Origin of the sequence: Niastella koreensis GR20-10 (assembly GCF_000246855.1) — a bacterium.
Taxonomy (GTDB): domain Bacteria; phylum Bacteroidota; class Bacteroidia; order Chitinophagales; family Chitinophagaceae; genus Niastella; species Niastella koreensis.
This window is the reverse complement of record NC_016609.1, coordinates 4,909,180-4,929,364: the sequence shown is the minus strand read 5'-3', so window position 1 is coordinate 4,929,364 and position 20,185 is coordinate 4,909,180. Positions and strand designations below refer to the sequence as shown.

Here is a 20,185-nt window from a genome sequence, read left to right as displayed (position 1 = left end):
TGAGATCTTATGCAAATATTATATAGATGGATCGTGTCAATAATAGTGCTGTTGGTGACCATTGGTGTGCAGGCCCAGAATGTATCGAACAGGGGAACGGAGTTTTGGGTGGGGTATGGGCATCATCAGTTCATGGAGCAGGGTTCAAACAATATGAACATGGTGTTATACCTGAGTGCCGAAGACCAGCCGGCAACGGTTACCGTAACGCTCGATAGCAGCGGGCCCTTTGTGGCAACCTGGTGGCGGAAAACCTATACGATCCCGGCTTATACGGTCATTAAATCCGATATCATTCCAAAAGGGCCCGTTAATGTGCCCGCGGTAACGGGTGAACCATTGAGTGACCCCAATTACGATGCGCGGTTGTTTTCTGATCCGCCGCCAGCCGGTACCGGTGGGGCGGGGGTGTTCAGAAAAAAAGGGATTCATATAGAAAGCAATGTACCCATAGTCGCTTATGCGCATATATATGGTTCTGCCTCTTCCGGTGCTACCATGTTGTTGCCGGTTACTGCCTGGGGCTATTCGTATGTGTCGCTCAACAGCAAGCAGGAGTATGCAAGCGATTGTTACAACTGGGTGTATGTAATCGCCAGTAAAGACAATACGGTGATCCAGGTTACGCCTTCGGTATTAACCAGGGCGCAGGATAAAACAGGTTTGCAGCCCGGCGTAAGTTCTACCATAACCTTAATGAAGGGCCAGATTTACCAGGTAGTGGGCGCCAATGATGGGGCCGATGCCAATGGAAATGGCGGCAATGCCGGAACAGGCAAGCAGCTTACGGGAACCATCGTTCGTTCTATGGCCAATGGCGCCAATGATTGTAATCCCATTGCCGTATTCGCAGGCAGCAGCCGTACGGCCAACCCGGCCAGCTGTGGCAGCGGCGGCGGGGATAATGATAACCAGCAATTGTTCCCGCAGCATGCCTGGGGCAAACGTTATCTCACCGCGCCCTTCTCCGGATCGAGCACGCCGTTGTCATTTGCGCGAAGCACTTACAAGATCGCCGTAAGAGATCCGGCGACTGTTGTAAAAGTGAACAATCAACTGATTACCGGTGCGCCGTACAATGCGCCCCTCACCAATGGAAATTATTACGTATTCGAAAGCAGCACGGCCGATTTGATTGAAGCAGATAAACCCATTGAAGTTATGCAATTCATGACCGGTGGTGGTTGTTTGGGTAATGGTGGTTTGGGCGATCCGGAAATGGTGGTGTTGAGCCCGGTGGAACAGGCAATTAAGCGTGTTGGGTTGTTCCGGAATAACTATCAATCCATCTCGGTGAACTATGTTACTGTGATCGTGCCTTCGCTGGGAATAGGTTCATTAAGAATAGGCGGGAGTGGTACGTTCAGTGCGCAGTATCCGCATCCCAACATACCTGGTTATACAGTAGTGATAAAACGCTGGGATGCTCCTTTACCACCCGCTGCTCCTTTAGGCCAGTGCCTGATCACCTGCGACTCTGCGTTTACCGGTATTACTTATGGCTTGGGAAGTGTGGAGAGTTATGCATACAACGTAGGTACTTACCTGAATAACCTGAACGCGGTGGGCAGTGTGCACAATGAACCGGATACAACCAATGGGGGAAAGAACCCTCACCAGTTTACCTGTGTAAATACCCCGGTTAAATTATCGGCGCTCATCCGCTACCAGCCACTGAAACTGGTATGGAACATCAGCACCTTAGGTGGTGTGGTTACGCCCAATGCGAATGTAACGCTCGATCCCGCCTCCAGTGCCTATGACGGCACGGTAGTGGTGAATGGTATTACGTATTACAAATATACCCTGCCGGGTACTTATGTTTTCAACACGCCCGGTACGTACACGATCCCTATTAAGTCAACCAGCCTTTCCCTGGATGGTTGTAACAATTCTGAAGAATTAAAAATTTCAATAGAAGTAAAACCGAAGCCAACGGCTGATTTCACGTTCTCGCATCCGACGGGTTGTATAAAAGATACGGTGAGTTTTACCGGTCCTGCTTCAACCGGTACCTATACCATCGGGCAATGGAAATGGACTTTCCCGGATGCGACTACCGCCGGTACGCAGAACCCGACCAAACTATTTACTACTGCCGGCGCCCAGAATGTGCAACTGTCCGTGGTCACTAACGATGGTTGTGTGGCCGATGTTGCCAAATCGCTGACGGTATTTGCGCCACCGGTAACTACTTTAAGCGCAACGCCGCTTTCTGTTTGTGAAGATGGCAGTATTACCTATAGTGAAACCTCCTCTTACGGCGGACCCGTGCCCATTACTACCTGGTATTGGGATTATGGGAACAATACCAATACATCAGCTAATAATAACAATTCACAAACGGTGGTGTATCCCAAATACGGCACTTATACTGCCAAACACGTGGCGAAGGTGAGCAATGCCTGTGTGAGCGATACAGCTACGGCCCCTGTTACCGTATACGCTAAACCGAAAGCAGGATTTAGTTACCCGGCCGGTTGTTTGCCCGATAATGGCATTGTTCAATTTACCGATACTACTAAAGTGCCCGATGGACAGGCGCTCAGCAGCTGGAGCTGGAACTTTGGTGATCCCAATGCTACGCCAACCAATCCCAATACGGCTACGGTGCAAAATCCAACCCATACTTATGCATTCGGCAATTATACCATCCAGTTCAGTGTAACCACTGCCAACGGATGTACCAACAATATTTCGGTGCCGGCCACTTTTAGTTTGCGGCCCAAACTGAATTACCCGGCCTTAAACGCCATTTGCGCCAATCAGTCAACTGCCATTTCTGTTGCTACGGCTACAGTTACCAATGGCGTACCGGGTACCGGTGTATACAGCGGACCTGGCACTACACCTGCAGGCAATTTTACGCCTTCCGTAGCAGGGGCGGGCACGCACACGATCACGTATACATTTACCACTACTGCCGGTTGTATTGAATCGATAACCAATACCATAACCGTTTATCCCAAGCCAGTGGGGATATTTACCGGTTCGCCGGATGTTTGTTTGAATGAGTCGGTTACGTTTACCGATCAGTCGACCATTGCATCGGGCGCCATTACCACCTGGCGCTGGGACCTGGGTGATGGCAACTGGGTGTCGAAAAATACCAATACTGCGTTTACCCACACCTGGGCTACAAATAATACGTACGTGATAAAGCTGGTTGCCGTGAGTGATAGGGGGTGCGCCAGCGATACCACAACGGCCCCGGTAACTGTACATCCGCTGCCGGTAACTGATTTTAGTTTACCTGCAGTGGTATGTATGCCGGGTGGTGCGGCTGAATTTAAAAACGCTACTACGGTAGCTGATAACTCGGCCCTTAGCTATACCTGGAACTTTGGCGATAACAGTGCCGTATCACATGCCACCGATGCCAGTCATGTGTACAGTGCTTCGGGTTCTTATGCCGTGAACCTGCAAGCCACTTCCGCTTTTGGTTGTACCAAAAATGTCACCAAAACATTACAGTCGTTTTACAACAAGCCCGTTGCGGCCTTTAGTGTAGCGCCCGATACGTTGTGCCAGGGCAGCAATACCGAATTCAGCGATGCCAGTACTACCACCAACAGTCCCATTCAACAATGGAGCTGGGATTTTGGCGATGGCAGTTCTTCAACCAAAAAAGACCCGGTAATAAAATATCAGCAACCCGGCAATTATACCGTACAGCTAAAAGTAACGAATGGCGTGGGTTGCGTATCGGCTGCATTTACCAAACAGGTGGTGGTATACCTGCAACCGGTTATCGATGCTGGTCCTTCCTTCACGGTGCCACAGGGAACGGTAATACAATTCAATCCTACGGCCAATGATTCTTCCGTGCTCAGTTTCCACTGGTCGCCGGGTACGGGCCTGAGTAATCCGAATACGTTACGCCCCTTGCTGCAGGCGATGGTTGATGAAACGTATACGCTCACAGCTATAGGAGAGGGGCAATGTATTGCCACCGATGATTTGAAAGTAAAAATATTAAAACCGGTGCTGGTGCCCAATGCCTTTTCGCCCAATGGGGATGGCATTCATGATACCTGGAATATTTCCAACCTGAGTGATTACCCCGGTTGTACCGTGGAAGTGTTTAACCGCTACGGACAACGGGTATTTTATTCGGCTGGTTATGGCACACCCTGGGATGGAACGGTAGGCGGTAAGCCATTGCCCATGGCTACTTACTATTATGTTATTCATTTAAAGAATGGGTATGCGCCACGTAGTGGTTCTATAACAATAGTGAAGTGAGTTGATCAGTTGACCAGTTAACCAGTTGACCAGGAGAAGCAGGTTGATAACATTGATAGTGTTGATAGAGTTGATAATGGAAGTATGAGATAAGTGGTATTTCTCCTCTCCGCCAGCTGGCGGAAGGCCGGGAGGGGGCCAATTTTCATAATAAAAACTAACGTCATGAGAAAATGTACATTTCTTTTAATCGTCGCCTGTTTAGGGGCAGTCGTTTCGAAAGCACAGGTGGATCCGCATTTTTCGCAATACTATGTATATCCTGCCTGGCTGAACCCGGCGTTGACCGGCGCTTTTGACGGTGACTATCGCATCTCAGGGATCTACAGATCGCAGTGGGGGAATATCAGTAGTCCGTTTACCACGCCCGGGATAGCGGTTGATTTCACGACTAATAAAAATTCCAATTTCGGCGCCAGTGTATTGAATCAAACGGCTGGCGATGGTGGTTATAATTATCTCACGGCCTATGGCAGTTACGCCTATAACGGCGTTCGGTTTGGTCCGCAGGAATACCAGCGCATTGTGATGGGGATGCAGATCGGGGTTATTCAACGCCGGTTCAATCGTTCAAAGCTTTCGTTTGGCGATCAGTGGAATCCCATCACCGGCTACAACCCGGGTGTTACATCTGCTGAGGCATTCAGCAGAACATCTGCCACTTCCTTCGATGCAGGTGCCGGCATTTTATATTTCGATGCAACACCCAATAAAAAATTAAATGTGTTTGGCGGTTTCTCCGTCTCGCATCTTACCCGGCCCGATGACCAGTTCAGTGAAGGCGGCAAAGCCCGGTTGCCCATGCGGTATACAGTGCATGGCGGGGTAAGGATCTCGTTGTCGGAAGTACTTAGTTTAACGCCCAACTTATTATACCTGAAACAGGGCCAGGCACAGGAAAAAATGCTGGGCGCGTACGCCCGCCTGGTAGCCGCTCCCGGCACCGATGTAATGTTGGGCGCCAACTACCGCTTTAAAGATGCATTATCGCCTTTTGTAGGCTTTACTCATAAAAACCTGGTGCTTGGGGTGAGCTATGATGTGAACACGTCCGATCTGGGTAGAATGGCGCATGGCTCCAACAGCTTTGAGATCTCCTTATCCTTTATAGGAAAACGTTCGGTGAAAACACCGGAAATCGAATTTGTCTGTCCGCGCTTATAGTCATAGGTACACCAATGTCCTGAAAACCTGGCGGTTGGTTTCTACCAACTGCCTTCATTTAAAACACTACCCTGTCAATATAAAAGAAGAAGTATGAAAAAATTATTTGTTACCGGGCTTATCAGCTGCAGTTTGTTTACAGCCAGGGCCCAGTTCTCTTACGATTATTTGCGTGCCGCAGATAATTATTATAAGAAAGCCGATTATTATTCGGCGGCCCAGTATTACGAAAAGTATTTGGGTACTGCTGCGCAGAAACTAAAAAAAGATGAGTACAGTCCGTATACAGCGGCTGCAGCAGTAGTGAAGAAAAGCAATGTGCCCGTAAGCAGCCGCCAGCAGGCATTGTACCGGGTGGCGGAGAGTTATCGCCTGTTGCACGACCATGCCAAGGCGGCCACCTATTATAATCAAACCCTGGATGCCCATGCTACAGAATTTCCATTGGCGCGGTATTATTATGCCGTAGAATTACGGGCGCTGGCTGATTATGAACAGTCGGAAAAAGCGTTTACTGTTTTCCTGGATGAACACCGGTCGGATGATCAGTATACAGAATCGGCAAAAAAAGAATTGATGAGCCTGCGCTTTATTCAGACCCAGTTAAAAAAGAAAGACCTGAAGTTGTACAACGTTCAAAAGGCAGTCTCGCCGTTGAATACGGAAGGCGCCAATTATGCACCGGTATGGCTGACTGATAATACCCTGTTATTTACTTCCACCCGCATAGATAGTAACAGCAGGAACCAATCGCATATAAACCGGGTATATACAACACCCATCAATGATGGGGTGACCGGTGACGTAAAACTATTCCCGTTACCACAAGCCGGTGACCTGCACCAGGGCGTGGTAACCCTTACACCTGATGGTAACACCCTTTTTCTCACCCGCTGGACGATCGCAGGCGGCAGAAAGCTCTCCGGTATTTACAGCAGTCATAAAACCGGAAAGGACTGGAGTGAACCGGCGCTGCTGGATAGTTTAATCAACGCTGAAGGCGCCAGCACCCAGCAGCCGTTTGTGATGCCGGGTGGTAAATACCTGTTGTATGCCAGTGACAAACCGGGCGGTTTTGGCGGCTTTGACCTTTGGTATGCCGAACTGGATGGAACCGGTAAACCCACTCGTACAGAAAATATGGGCGGGGTAATTAATACAGCTAATGATGAACAGGCCCCTTATTACCATGCGCCTTCTTCCACGCTGGTGTTCTCAGCCAATGGCCGCGTGGGCATGGGTGGTTATGATTTTTTTTACAGTAAGGGAAATATCAACGACTGGAAACAACCGGTGAACTTTGGTTATCCGGTAAACTCGGTGAAAGATGATATCTATTTTGTTAGTAAGGGCGGGGTAAGAAATGTGCTGGAAGATGTATGGCTCAGCAGTGACCGGGAAGCAACCTGTTGCCTGGAACTGTTTTATTTAAGAAAGCTGTTGCCGCGTAAACAGGTGATCGGTCAGGTGGTGTCCTGTGAAGATAAACAACCGCTGCCCGGCGTTACCATCAGCATCCTGGATACCATTCAAAATAAAGTGGTGTATACGCAGACTACCGCCAACGATGGTAATTACTCCTTTACGCTGGATGAATTTCAACCTTTAAAAGCAGTGGCCACTATCAGCGGGTACAGCAATGGCGCATTACCCTTTTATACGCCCGTAGATGAAGAGTCAGATCAATTGATCAATCCGGCAATCTGTTTAATAAAAGATGTGCCACCGGTTGAAGAGGCCGTTGTTATGGACAACGTGTATTATGATTTTGATAAAGCCAACCTCCGGAGCGAATCCCACGCTTCATTAGATAAACTGGTAGCCCTGCTGAACGCCCACCCTGACATCACCATAGAACTTGGTGCGCATACGGATAATAAAGGTTCTGAAGAGTACAACCTGCGTTTGTCTGAAGCCCGCGCCCGTGCCTGCGTAGCCTATCTCATCAGCAAGGGAATTGATAAGAACCGTTTACAGGCAAAAGGGTATGGTTCTACCCAACCCATTGCACCGAATACGAATGAAGATGGAAGTGATAATCCTGATGGAAGGCAGCGGAATAGAAGGACGGAATTTAAAGTATTGAGCAAGTGAGTAGTCAGTAGTGAGTAGTGAGTGGGTTCCCGATTGTTCGAAAGTCTGAATAATTACGAGTTCACGAATAATCAGATGTCTAAATATTCGCGAGGCTACTCACTACTGACAACTCACTACTGACTAATAAAACGTAAGCACATGAAAAAACTAACAGCACTAATTATAGTGGCGGCCTGTTTACAGGCACAAGCGCAACAGAAGCCCCACTATACCCAATATATCCTGAATCAATATATTCTCAATCCCGCGCTCACGGGGATAGAAAATTATACCGATATAAAAGTGAGTCACCGGCATCAGTGGGCGGGAGTCCAGGATGCGCCGGTGACTACGTATGTAACCATTCATACACCCATTAATAAAAAAGATTACCGCACCACGGCCACGTCTTTTGAAGTGCCGGGTGAGAACCCGCGTGGTAAACGGTATTGGGAAGAATATACGGCCGCCGAACCACATCATGGGGTGGGGTTGCAGGTAATTAATGATCGCACGGGTCCGTTGAATTATTTTTCTGCCTATGCTACTTATGCCTATCATATAGGGCTCAGTGCACGAACAAGTCTGGCCGCAGGTTTTGGCGCAGGGTTTACCAATATTGGATTAAACGCCAATAAACTTGATTTCGGGAATGTGCAGGTTGATCCTGCGGTGTATAACAATGGGTTGATCAATACCACCAAACCCGATTTTATGGCCGGGCTGTATTTGTATTCGGGCGATTATTTTATTGGACTGGCTGCCCAACAGATCATTCCGCAAAAAGTGAGTTTTTCAGACAATGCCGTAAAAACGAACAATGGCAAAATTGTGCCGCATTTGTTTGCTACGGCCGGTTATCGCTTTTTGTTAGACGAAGACTTTAACGTGATCCCTTCGGTAATGGTGAAGTATGTACAGCCGATGCCGGTTCAGCTGGATGTGAATGCCAAGCTGCAATACCGCGATGTGGCCTGGATGGGAGTGGGTTACCGCTATGAAGATGGGTTTTCGGCCATGGTGGGCATGAACGTCAGCCACCGGTTCAATATCGGCTACTCGTATGATTATACTACTTCCGGATTAAACATCGTAAGCAAAGGCTCGCATGAGATTATGGTAGGCTTTCTGCTGGGTAATAAGTACGATGATGGTTGTCCGAGGAATGTCTGGTAAGGGAAGGCAGTTGTAAGCCGCAAGCTGCAAGCCGTCGCGGCAACAAGAAATTATCACAATCACTAAATAAAATCAAAACCAAAAACATGAAACGCACACATCAATGGGGCCTGCACCATCTCTTATCCTGTTTGCTGGCTGCTACGGTATTGATCGGCGCCTGTAAAAAAGGTGACCCGGGCCCGCAGGGCGAAAAGGGCGACAAAGGCGATACCGGCGCACAGGGCGCTACCGGTGGCAAAGGCGATGCCGGCACTGCCAATGTATTGTATTCCGACTGGTTGAATCTTAGTTTTTCACTGGATACGGCAAGCGCTACTTTCTTTACCCAGATCAATGAAGCCAAGGTAACAGAAGATCTGATCTCGAAAGGTGAGATTAAAGTGTTCATTAACCTGGGCTCATCGGCTCAAAAAGTAGTGACGCCGCTGCCATTGGTATCGGGCGATGCACAGATCATGCCGGTATTTGCACCGGGCGTGATAGAGGTGGATGCCAACGTAAATGCATCTACTGTCACCGATCAGGCAACCGGCAATAAATTCAGGCAATACCGGTACGTGCTGATCCCCGGCGGCGCACACGTACGCATGGACAAACAAATAAACTGGAATAACTATGAGGAAGTAAAAAACTACCTGGGATTAAAAGACTGATCCGCGTTTTATAACTGCAATTGATATAAGCTGATCTCATCACATAAAATGTAACCACGGAACTGCATTTAAATTGGTATGGGCAGTGCTTTTTCTCGTGCGTTACGTTTGGCCCTGGTTTAATAGCCAGGGCTTTTTAGCCTCCCCCAGCCCCCTCCGGCGAAGGGGGAGTTTGGCAACCTCGCGCTAGTATTAAACCTGTTAACATGTCAACTTGTTAACTCTATCAACGCTATAAACCTGCATCTCCTGGGCAACTCACAACATTACCTAGATACACATTAGAAGTGTAGGTACTTATATTTATTATTGCTACAACCTTAAGAATAGACACCTTGAAGGTTATTGCACCACGTTATTATACGTTAGCCCAAATATCCGCTATGAGCAACCCTTTATTTAAAAAGATCAATATCTTCCTCAAGGTTAATGAGCAAACCATTGATAGGTACTTCAATGCCAACGACCCGGCGCCTGTTTACAAAAGGCAGCTGAGCCAGGAGTTTGAAGAATACATCATGAACTATGCTGTAAGTATAAAAAGATATTCGTCTGTTACCTTTAAATTAAACTGCATCAACGAATCCGATAAGGAGTTTATAGATCCGCTGGTGCATGCCATTCGCCGCCACTTTTCATTAAAGAAAACCATTAAGGAAGATGAGTTTAGAAAATTCAAAAAACGCAACTGGTGGCTGCTGATCTTCAGTTTGCTTATTGTAATGTTCTTCCAGGGGGTAATGCCATTGATTTTTAATGTGGAGCACCGTATCCACTCCGCTTTCAGCAATGCGCTGGATGTGTTCAGCTGGGTAATATTATGGAAGCCTATTGAAAAGCTTATTTTTTACTGGAACCCCTTTCTGAAGGAGATTTCCATTTTTGATAAACTCATCAATGCCACCATTGTGACCGTAGGCGAAAAAAAGGATCTGAAACCGGAGGCGGTGGAGTTTGCTGCATGAAAAAAGCAGGATCCGTTTGGTAATGGCAGGAACTTTATTGTTGGGTTCAACATGGCCTGGAAACATGCCAGGAAGAGGCAGGCTGCCGGGCCGGTTGTAAAAAGCGATGATCCTGGTACCGCTTCAAACTAATAAACATTAACGCAAGAACATTAATAGAAAATGCTTATAAAACAAGGAGTGCCAACGATCTTAAAATAGCGGGTGCAGTATCCCGTTAATAACAAAAGAAATTGTGAATAGGGAATTGGTACAGGACGTGTATTAACAGGATCTATCAAGGACAAGTACATCAGGAACGCCACCTCGTTTATGCGGGGTGGTTTTTTCTTTGGCCGACGAAGCCTTTACGTAGGCGGCTTGGTCGGGGGGAAACATGGAAGGCAGAGGGCAGTAGGAGAATAGCTGCAAGCCGCAAGCTGTAAGCAAATACAGGCTGAAAGCCGAAATCCGCCGGCTGGCGGATGAAAGGTAAATACACTTCCGGTTTTAGCTTGAGCCTCTAACCCTTTGGCTTTAACCCGTTTTCTTCACTTCAACATTCAATATTGGACATTCGATATTCAATATTTGTATTTGCCCTTTATCAACTCTGTCAACCTTATCCACCTGCATCTCCTGGTCAACTTGCCTGCAAAAATAAATAGGCGACCCTTACTCAGAGCCACCTATTTCAAACAGCATATAAATGTTGGTTAGTAAACGAATTGCTAGATCCCCAATCCCGATTTCACTTTGTCAAAAAACGACTTCTTGCCCTCTTTAGGGCGGCGGGGATTGTAGTACTCTTCAACCCGTTTCATAATGGCAGTCATTTTTTCGGGGCTCAGGGAAGATTTAACCACATAGTCAAGGGCGCCATATTGCAGGGCCTCTTTGGCTACCAGGCTGATCTCCTGTCCGGAAATTATATAAACCATTATGTGCGAGTCAAAAGCTTTGATCTTTTTCAATACCTCAATGCCGTTCATGCCTTCCATGTTGTAATCCATGAAAATAAGGGCAGGCTGCTCCTTTATCTGTTGCAGGCAGTCATCGCCGGCAGTAAAAGAAGTAATGTTGGTGTAACCGAGGTTACGCAGGAATTGCTCATACAGACTGAGGCAGAATATATCATCATCTACGATAAATATCTTCAGGTCAGGATACATTGCCATGGTTAAGGATTTTATAAACTTAAACGCATGGCAATCCCAGGTATTGCTATCCCACAGGGTGGATGTGCAAAACTAATACATGCATGGGCTGTCTAATAGATGTTTGTGCTTAAAGGGCAAAGGGGGCAAAGGGCAAAAGGAGCGAAACAAGTGGCGCGAAATTCAAATTACCGGAAGCCTGCATTCGGCGTTGAGCTTTCGGCGTTTTGCGTTTTAGTCAATGACAATCGGCTGAACGTAGTGATTGTCGCCATAACGCACAGCTACTTTGTATATACCTCTGGGGAGGTGGTTCGGCAACAAAATAGTGTGGTTTGAATAGAAGTCTGCGTGGTACAAAAAGTGTTTAAATACCTGCTGTCCGGCAAGGGAATACAGCTGAACGGTGAAAACACATTGTTCTACGTTGTACAACTGCAACCAGAACTTCTTTTGTGTAACCAGATTGGGATACACGGTGATTCGTTGAACCCGTTTTTGCGAACGGTCTTCGGTTAGTGTTGAGGTGCTCATAGGAGGTCAGGATAAAATGTGATTATTGTGCGCGATGAAGTTAGCGCTTATCCTGATAGGTCACAATAGTATACATACGCGATTTTAACGTATTGCTGACATTTCCTCCTCCGGAGATTAGTTACATATTAGAATAGACCCTGTATTCGGTTAGTGCAGCATGGTATTTACTGCAGAATACACTGTGTTATTTCCGTTCTTGTTAATAATTTATAATACGAATTTGTTCACTGGTTACATTTCGTTGTACCAGGTATTGTTGGAACCGGGAAATCAATGTTGTGCCACCTGATAAATAAAAAGTGGCTCTTTTCCAGGCCATCCAGCAATTGGGGTGCATATCTTCCATCCATTGAATGGCATTGTACCCGGGTGATTCCGGTAATTCGGGTACACTATCGATCAACAGTTTTAGCATACTCAGCACCGCTTCATATTCCGGATGCAATTCCAAAATGCCGAAGTATTCTTGATCGTTTTTTAAAGCGATCTCTTTTAATGCATTGAATAATTCAACAGTTGATTCATCACCTACAAAGAAATGATGTGTGGTTTTATAATTGTATAACTGTTTTGCCTGTATCATATGTGACAGCTCATGGTCACCGGCAGCAGGCTGTTCGACGTTCATGGCTTCGTCGATAGGTTCGTTGGCCTGGTAATTAGATAAGTGAAACATGCTATGTGTTTTGTTTACGAAACAGATAATTTACCTTTACAAAATTAAAAAGCCGTTAACAACGCGTTTTTATACAATACGGATAAATATTTACATCAAACGGATTTTATGGGTGTCAATGTGTATGATGAAAATGGTCGCCAGTATAAGGTGGGTGATGTGTTTTCCAGTAAAATAGTTGAACAACCGTTGGTTACAGAACGAAGAGAGATCTTCAGCTTTCCATTTGGCGATGCGGAGATGGTGCAGATGGCTTTCTCAGGCATTTATATTGTGTATGGCGATATGATGCTGTATGAAAGCAAACGATTGAACTGGGAAATAACCGGCGAAATTGACCTGGTTGAAATGCATTTTACCTTACAGGGCGATGGCAGCATGAAGAACCTGCTGTCTGGAAAAGAACATCGATTCAAGGCCAACGAGCATAACATGCATTACACGCCGGTTTTTGCCGGTACCGGTCAATACGGTGGTAAGCTTGACCGGTATAAGTTTGTGGAGGTACATTTTACTACCCGCTTTTTCCTGGAGCTGGCAAAAGACAGCAGTCCCTCATTAATAGAGTTTGCCGAAAAAGTAGCCCAAGGAAACGAACACGAACTGAGCCGTGAGAACATGCCTATTTCATTTGCCATGCACCAATGTCTGCATGACATTATGAATGTGAAGGTGACCGGCGGGTTGAAGCTGTTATTCCTGCAATCGAAATGTATTGAGTTGTTGACCTTACAGGCACAGATGTATGAAGATGCGGCGCGTGCTACCCAAACACCTTCGCTGATAGTTAAACCCGGACACGATACCGAGAGCATTCATTTTGCCAAAGACTACCTGTTGCAACATGCCGCACAACCACCTTCCTTAACAGAACTGGCACGTGTTGCCGGCATCAATGAATTTAAATTGAAACAAGGTTTCAAAGCCCTTTATAACAATACCGTATTTGGTTACCTGGCCGATTATAAATTAACCCAGGCGCGCGACCTGCTCATCCGCAATGTGGCCATCAAAGATGTAGCCGACAGGCTCGGTTATTCTTCAGTACAACACTTCAATAGTGCGTTTAGGAAAAAGTTTGGGATACCGCCGGGGAAGTTGAAAAGTATTTAGTTCACAGTTCCAGGTTCCGAGTTCCGAGTTCCGAGTTGCCGCGAAGGAGCCTTTGCCTTTTGCCCTTTCCACTGCCTAGTGCCTTTCCCAAAAACATAGTATATTCAATAAACGTAACAAACTATATACTATGAGCATCACTGTAAAAAGGATCTACGAGCCCGTAGCCCCCAAAGATGGGTATCGTATCCTGGTTGACCGGCTATGGCCACGGGGTATTAAGAAAGAAAAAGCAGCAATAGATACCTGGTTAAAAGAAGTGGCGCCCTCTACTGATCTGCGTAAATGGTTTCATGCCGGTGAAGGAAGTTTTGCTGAGTTTAAAAAGAAATACCTCGCCGAATTAAAAGAGAATCCCGCATTGAAAGATTTGAAAACTTTACTGAAAGAACATAAGCAGGTAACGTTTTTGTATGCTGCTAAAGATGAGGAGCAAAATCATGCACACATTCTGGCTGATCTTTTAACTTAAGCAGTTAAAACATTCAACTTTGAACATTCAACTTTGAACTTTTTGTATTCTCCATATCTGTATAAACGGAAAGCAATTTCCTGAACAACAATCTCCCGGTTTTTGATTGGGACGGCCGCAATCGCACCAGAACTGCCGGTTGGCTAACAACATGTATTCATCCAGTCCCCGGGCCAAACCTGCCGAATGCAGGGCCGGTCCGTTTGCCTGCATTACTTCCCAGCCATATTTGCCAGGCACTTCTTCCAGTTTATTATTTGCAAAAAAGCGCAGGGGATGGCGATGGGTTTGATCGGCCCAGTAAGCTTTTATGTCGGCAGGATTGCGATGATCGAGGGTAAGCAGGGCGGCGTGATAGCCATCGCATACCGAAAGCAGGAATACACTAAAGCCTCTTTCTTTCCCAACCCTTCTAAGTAAGGTATTCCATAAACTTTTCTCCAACGCCATGGGTGGTAAACCCCGCGATACGGGGTCGGCCTTGGTAATGGGCACCCATTCATCTTTGCGCAATGATAAAAAGCGAACCGTATCGTAACTGCGGATGAAATGGCCTTCCTGTAATTTTTTCGCCAATGCAGTAATGTCGTTATCGTGGCCATTTAAAACGGAATGGCGGCTGTATAAACTATCAGGGATGGATGATTCGCCAAAGATGAGGTAATCTAAACCCGCCCGTACGGTATTGATGCATTTGTGCCTGTAACCCGGGCGCCAGTTGGAATCTTTAGGTTGCTCGGGCAGGGCCGTATTGGCAAGAAAGAATTGTTTTATTCTGTCCACATCATCAGGGGAAAACAAAGCCGTATGTAGAACGGAATCTTTATACAATGCGGCAGGGGAGGTGGCTGCCTGTTTGGGTGCAAGCATGGAACCAGACAATACTGCTACAATAACAGGGCACAGAACCAGGACGTGTAATTTCATCAGGTATTGAGGTTTTAGGCGCTCTTAATGGACTGCGAAATTAAGCACCCGCAAGGGAAATTATGCAGTTATTTTTTCCCCGAAAGGGTATCGATCGTTGATTGAATGCCTTGTTTTTCCTGTTGCGTTTTGGCCAGCGCCAGCGCCTGTTCATAATACGCTAAAGCTTGTTGATTATCTACACCATTATACAGTTCACCCATTAACAAAAAGTAAAAATGGCTGTTGTTGGTGGGCAGTTTGGCTGATTCTGCAAACGCCGCTTCTCTTCCTTTTGCCTTGTATAACGCAAAGATCCTGTTAAGGGCTACGCCGGGCGAGTAGTTGATCAGTAACAACTGATCGTATAAGAGCAGGATGCTGGCCCATTTTTCGGGGGTATCTTCTTTAATACAATGCCAGTACGCAATGCCTGCTTCCAGGTGGTAGGAGCTGACATGATTGCCCGTGGCGGCATTGTTTAAAAAATGAATGCCCTGGCTAATGAGGGTGGTATCCCACAGGGCGGTGTTCTGTTGTTCATACAATACCTGCGCATCGTCATGGTCTACCCGGGCATTGAAGCGGCTGGCATGAAAACACATCAGGGCCAGCAGGGCGTTTGTGTTGGGGCTGTTGGTGCGTTCGTATTCGGTGAGCATAATACCCAGGCGCATCGCTTCTATACAAAAATCCTTGCGCAGTATGGTGTTCTCCGTTTGTGAGTAATAACCTTCGTTAAACAGCAGGTAAATGATGTGCAGCACATTGTCGAGCCGGTTTTCCAGTTCGGTATCGGGCAGGGTGTTATCGATGGGGATCAACTGAATGTTTTCGTTGCGCAGTTTTTCTTTGGCGCGGAACAACCGTTTGTTGATGGTTTCTTTATTGGTTAAAAAGGCTTCGGCAATTTCATCGATGCCGAAACCACAAAGGATACGCAGGGCCAGGCCAATTTGCGCTTCGCTGGCAATGGCCGGGTTGCAAATGGCAAACAGCATTTGCAGCTGGCTGTCTTTAATATTTTGTTGGGAGAAGTTGATGGCTTCGGGTTCTGACTGAAGGGGTTGTTGCGCTTTTATTTCAGGAATAACTTTTTGTTCGTAGATCTTGTGCCGCCTGAAATGATACAACGTTTTTTGTTTGGCTACCACGTACAGCCACGCCGCAGGATTGGGTGGCAATCCTTTTATACCCCAGGTTTCCGATGCTGCCAGAAAGGTTTCACTTACTATGTCTTCGGCCATTTCAATATGTTCCAGCCCGAACTTATTACTGATAACCGCCACCATTTTGGCAAACTCCTGCTGGAACAATTGTTTTAATGATTCCTGTTCTTTTCCCATAAAATACGAAGTTTAAAGTTTAAGGTTTAAAGTAACTCCGTAGCTCAACATTCGCGAGCCACCTTAAACTTTAAACCTTAAACCCTATGCTTTCTACTGAAATATAGCTCTTACTTCCACGCTGCCATCGTAATCCAAAGCCGGGCAACCATGCGCCAGGGTAACTGCTTCATCCAGGCTTTCTGCCTTTACGATGCAAAAGCTTCCCAGGCGTTCCCTGATCTCAACAAATGGGCCATCGGTGATCACGCCGCCTTTTCTCAATACTTTACCATCCGTCTCCAAACGCATACCGGTAGTGCCTAATTTGCCCTGTGCGGCAATACCGCCTACCCAGTCCTGCCACTTTTTAGCGAGTGCCTGCATTTCAGTAGGTGATACTTGGCTGAAGTCGTAACTGGGTTGACGGAAGATTAACATGAATTCTTTCATAATGCTTTTTTTTTGATCCCGCAGAATACGGGAAGTTAGTATTTATTATTAATGGAGTTGGCAGCCGGCAATGCTGAATCGTGAATCGTGAAACGGTTTTAGGCATTTTCAAACATCCCTACCTTATACGTACCCACAACAGCCGGGTTAGGGAAGGCAATGTTTACCCGGTTATAACTGTTGATAGTGATAATGCAAAAGGTAAGGTCAATCAGTTCTTCTTCGGTGAATTGTTGCAGGGCTTCATTATAAACAGCATCATCAATATGGCCGTTGTTGATCTGGGTAAGCGCTTCGGCAAAGGCCAGTGCAGCGCGTTCGCGGTCGCTGTAGAAAGGCGTTTCTCTCCAGGCGTTCAGCACCAGTAACCGTTGCACGTTTTCACCTTCGGCCAACAGGTCCTTGGAGTGCATATCAAGACAGAATGCACAACCGTTGAGCTGCGATACCCGGTACAAAATTAAATTCGCCAGTGGTCTTTCAATCAGTGACCGGTGACTGTAAGCACCCAGGGTGTTTAAAGCTTTCAATGCGCGTTGTCCTTTTTCGTAAACATTTACTACCTGTTTCATTTAGTTTGATTTTATAGTTATTATTAGTGCGTTTATACAGTAATAATGACCGGCTCAAACCCAATTGGACAGGTGGGAGAAAATTTTTTTCCCTTTTTTAGTTTTATCTTGGTGCAGCCATTTAGGCACTGTTAAAAACCCGTATATAAATGACCCGATTTAAACAATTGGTGGCATTAGCAGCTGTGCTTTTGCCTATCCGTATGCTCGCCCAGGAAAAAATCACTGCAAAGGCCATTTCAAATCAATCTGTTACCTCGCTTTCACACATCTTCAAAAAGTATGCGTTGTACCAGATCAATACCGCCGGTCTGGACCAGTATATGAAACAGGCCGGCCAGGGAAATATTCCGTTGGAATTGAACCTGCCGGGATTGGTTTCTTTTCCGATGAACCTGCAGGCGCATGATATTCTCAGTAATAATTATAAACTGGTGGTTGCAACGCCCCAGGGCCGCCAGGAGTTTCCCAAACCGGCCTGTATGACCTACCAGGGGATTTTAACTAACCAGGGCAGCAGCAACGTATACCTTACGATTACCAACGATCTTATTTATGGCATGCTGAACGGAAGCAGCCAGAGCTGGTTTATTGAACCGCTGCAATACTTCGATAAACAGGCAAATGGCAATGTTTACGTAGTGTACGATGTTAAAGATGTTTACCCGCGTACAGACCTCAGTTGCGGGGTGTCGGAACTTCAAACGAGGCAGCTTGCAAACAATACTACCGCCCGCGTGGAAGGTACGGCCACCGGCACCTGTAAAATGACGGAGGTAGCCATCGCTTCTGATGATTCTATGTATATCCGTTATGGTACCGCTGCCAGGGTACAGGAACATAATATCGGGGTGTTGAACACCATGGTAGGCATATATAGCAATGCACAGTTTACCCCCAGTCAATACCTCGAGTTCAGGATTGCCGGTCAGTATATATCGACTGCTGCAGCCAATAACGCCTTAACACCGCTGTATACCGGTCAGGATGCTACTGTTTTGTTGCCGGATTTTTCAGCCTGGGGACAGGCGGGCCATTTTGGCTTTACCTATGACATGGCAACTTACTGGACTACCAGGAATATAACTGACAATGCAGGAAATACCGGAGTGATTGGACTCGCGTGGGTTGGTGCAACCTGTTCAGCAAACAGGTACCAGGTGCTTGAGGACCTGGCGTCGTTGGATGCAGCCCAGCTTGGTTCCCTGCAGGCGCATGAAACCGGCCATAATTTTGGCGCTAATCACGATGCCTCCTCCGGGTATATTATGTCGCCTTCAGTTAGCAGCCCTGCTGCCACTACTTTCAGTGCTGCCAGCATCAGTTCCATAAGCACCTATCTTGGCCAGCCCAGTGTAAACTGTCTTTCGGCCTGTAATGCCATAACGCCCGTGGCGCAGTTCAACGCCTCTGCAACCAATATTTGCACAGGCAGCAGTATTACATTCACAAACTACAGTGTGGGCCAGGTTACCGGCGTTAGCTGGACCTTCCAGGATGGTACCCCTGCCTCTTCCACCAGCAACAGCCAGGCCGTTAGTTTTTCTACCCCGGGTTATAAAAACATTACACTTACTGCTACCAATATAAATGGACCCACTTCCATTACTAAAACCGTTTATGTAGGCAATAACACCCATACCACCTCCGGTTGTTACAGCAAGGCCGCTCCAACGGGCGCCACTTATGGCTTATTGTGGTCATTTCTGCTGCAGGACCTGAAATATACTCCCAGCCCAGTTTTTTATGGCGATATTTATAATAACAGCACCTGTAGTGCTACAGGTTTACTGGCAAATACAACATATACTGCCCAGGCCAATATAGGATATAATAATACCCCTGATCCCTGGCCGAATAAATTACAGGTGTTTATTGATTACAATGACGATGGTGATTTTGCAGACGCCAATGAAGAGATCTACAACTCAGGATCAACCTGTGTGATAGATGATGTTACGTTTAACTTTACCACGCCGGCTACATTACCAAAAATGGATACGTACCTGCGGATGCGGGTGATAGCAGAACCCTGTTCAAACAACAGTACCGGTTGCACGGTTGCGGGTAGTTCCACTGCGGCCGATCTTTCTGTGTTTTTTCCAACGGCGGTTTCATTGCCGCTGCTGCTTACCAAATTTGACGGGTATTATAACAATGGCAAAAATGAGTTGAACTGGACAACTGAAACGGAAGTTCAGACCGATCATTTTGTTGTTGAAAGAAGTACCGATGGCAGTAAATATGTTGCGATGGGAAGTCTTCCGGCAAAAGGGTTGACCAATACACTCACCAATTATTACCAGTTTACCGATGCGTTGGTGAATGCGCAAAACGTAAACCGTTTTTATTACCGCCTGAAAATGGTTGATAAAGACGGCGCATATACTTACAGCAAATCGGTGATCATTACCCTGCCTTCAGGAAACGACAGGGTGCAGGTGTTGGTATATCCAAATCCGGTATTACGCAATACCACGCTGCAGATCAAAAAAGCTACCAACGAGCTTTCGGTGATCGAGATCTTCAACAGTATGGGACAGCGGGTGTATTCAAAACGGCTTACTTCCGCCTTGTATAATACAACCGTTAACATTCCGGGTAACTGGGGCGCTGGTATATATATAATACGTATTACTGATAATAAAGAAAGCTGGTCAGGCTCTGTGCTGATAAAATAGACAGGTTGAAATTTGTCGAATAAGGCCTCTCT

At 46.5% G+C, this 20,185-nt stretch carries 16 protein-coding genes; 9 read left to right on the top strand and 7 right to left on the bottom strand.

Translation table 11 applies throughout. The features are described 5' to 3' along the window. Positions 1-9 precede the first annotated feature (9 nt). From NIAKO_RS19275 to NIAKO_RS19250, 6 genes are all read left to right on the top strand, one after another. Complete coding sequence (locus tag NIAKO_RS19275) at positions 10-4,245, top strand: T9SS C-terminal target domain-containing protein (protein WP_014220124.1); 4,236 nt, start codon at positions 10-12, stop codon at positions 4,243-4,245. Between the two features lie 165 nt (positions 4,246-4,410). Then, entirely contained in the window at positions 4,411-5,409 is a 999-nt protein-coding gene (locus NIAKO_RS19270) for a PorP/SprF family type IX secretion system membrane protein (RefSeq protein WP_014220123.1), read from the top strand. A 93-nt stretch (positions 5,410-5,502) separates the two neighbouring features. Next, positions 5,503-7,503 (top strand): OmpA family protein, encoded by a 2,001-nt coding sequence (locus tag NIAKO_RS19265; RefSeq protein ID WP_014220122.1) that lies wholly within the window; start codon positions 5,503-5,505, stop codon positions 7,501-7,503. A 141-nt stretch (positions 7,504-7,644) separates the two neighbouring features. Further along, a complete protein-coding gene (locus NIAKO_RS19260) occupies positions 7,645-8,661 on the top strand; it encodes a PorP/SprF family type IX secretion system membrane protein (protein ID WP_014220121.1) in 1,017 nt (338 codons plus the stop codon). An 86-nt stretch (positions 8,662-8,747) separates the two neighbouring features. Continuing rightward, the gene (locus NIAKO_RS39150) at positions 8,748-9,317 is read left to right on the top strand and encodes a collagen-like triple helix repeat-containing protein (protein ID WP_014220120.1); all 570 of its coding nucleotides are present in this window, start codon (positions 8,748-8,750) and stop codon (positions 9,315-9,317) included. A 383-nt stretch (positions 9,318-9,700) separates the two neighbouring features. After that, on the top strand, positions 9,701-10,282 hold the full coding sequence (locus NIAKO_RS19250) for a hypothetical protein (protein ID WP_107685589.1): 582 nt from the start codon (positions 9,701-9,703) through the stop codon (positions 10,280-10,282). Positions 10,283-10,992: 710 nt separating this feature from the next. Here the strand turns inward: NIAKO_RS19250 and NIAKO_RS19245 are convergent. From NIAKO_RS19245 to NIAKO_RS19235, 3 genes are all read right to left on the bottom strand, one after another. After that, complete coding sequence (locus tag NIAKO_RS19245; protein ID WP_014220118.1) at positions 10,993-11,439, bottom strand: response regulator; 447 nt, start codon at positions 11,437-11,439, stop codon at positions 10,993-10,995. Between the two features lie 213 nt (positions 11,440-11,652). Continuing rightward, positions 11,653-11,952, bottom strand: coding sequence for a T9SS type A sorting domain-containing protein (locus NIAKO_RS19240; RefSeq protein WP_014220117.1), 300 nt, complete (start codon positions 11,950-11,952; stop codon positions 11,653-11,655). A gap of 202 nt (positions 11,953-12,154) precedes the next feature. Then, entirely contained in the window at positions 12,155-12,631 is a 477-nt protein-coding gene (locus tag NIAKO_RS19235; RefSeq protein WP_041347005.1) for a hypothetical protein, read from the bottom strand. 108 nt (positions 12,632-12,739) lie between these two features. Here NIAKO_RS19235 and NIAKO_RS19230 point away from each other — a divergent pair, with 108 nt between their 5' ends. Both NIAKO_RS19230 and NIAKO_RS19225 read left to right on the top strand, forming a co-directional pair. Then, entirely contained in the window at positions 12,740-13,744 is a 1,005-nt protein-coding gene (locus tag NIAKO_RS19230; RefSeq protein WP_014220116.1) for a helix-turn-helix transcriptional regulator, read from the top strand. Between the two features lie 130 nt (positions 13,745-13,874). Then, complete coding sequence (locus NIAKO_RS19225; RefSeq protein WP_014220115.1) at positions 13,875-14,216, top strand: DUF488 domain-containing protein; 342 nt, start codon at positions 13,875-13,877, stop codon at positions 14,214-14,216. Positions 14,217-14,243: 27 nt separating this feature from the next. On the opposite strand, the gene NIAKO_RS19220 is transcribed toward NIAKO_RS19225, so the two are convergent. The 4 genes from NIAKO_RS19220 to NIAKO_RS19205 all read right to left on the bottom strand — a co-directional run bounded on the left by NIAKO_RS19220 (position 14,244) and on the right by NIAKO_RS19205 (position 17,472). Next, complete coding sequence (locus NIAKO_RS19220) at positions 14,244-15,143, bottom strand: hypothetical protein (RefSeq protein ID WP_014220114.1); 900 nt, start codon at positions 15,141-15,143, stop codon at positions 14,244-14,246. Positions 15,144-15,211: 68 nt separating this feature from the next. Next, on the bottom strand, positions 15,212-16,468 hold the full coding sequence (locus tag NIAKO_RS19215) for an RNA polymerase sigma factor (protein WP_014220113.1): 1,257 nt from the start codon (positions 16,466-16,468) through the stop codon (positions 15,212-15,214). A gap of 93 nt (positions 16,469-16,561) precedes the next feature. Then, positions 16,562-16,900, bottom strand: coding sequence for a YciI family protein (locus NIAKO_RS19210; RefSeq protein ID WP_014220112.1), 339 nt, complete (start codon positions 16,898-16,900; stop codon positions 16,562-16,564). Between the two features lie 98 nt (positions 16,901-16,998). Then, positions 16,999-17,472 carry a carboxymuconolactone decarboxylase family protein gene (locus NIAKO_RS19205; RefSeq protein ID WP_014220111.1) on the bottom strand — a complete coding sequence of 158 codons (474 nt, stop codon included), beginning with the start codon at positions 17,470-17,472 and terminating at the stop codon, positions 16,999-17,001. Positions 17,473-17,621: 149 nt separating this feature from the next. Between NIAKO_RS19205 and NIAKO_RS36980 the strand changes: the two genes are divergently transcribed. After that, on the top strand, positions 17,622-20,153 hold the full coding sequence (locus NIAKO_RS36980) for a T9SS type A sorting domain-containing protein (RefSeq protein ID WP_014220110.1): 2,532 nt from the start codon (positions 17,622-17,624) through the stop codon (positions 20,151-20,153). Positions 20,154-20,185 lie beyond the last annotated feature (32 nt).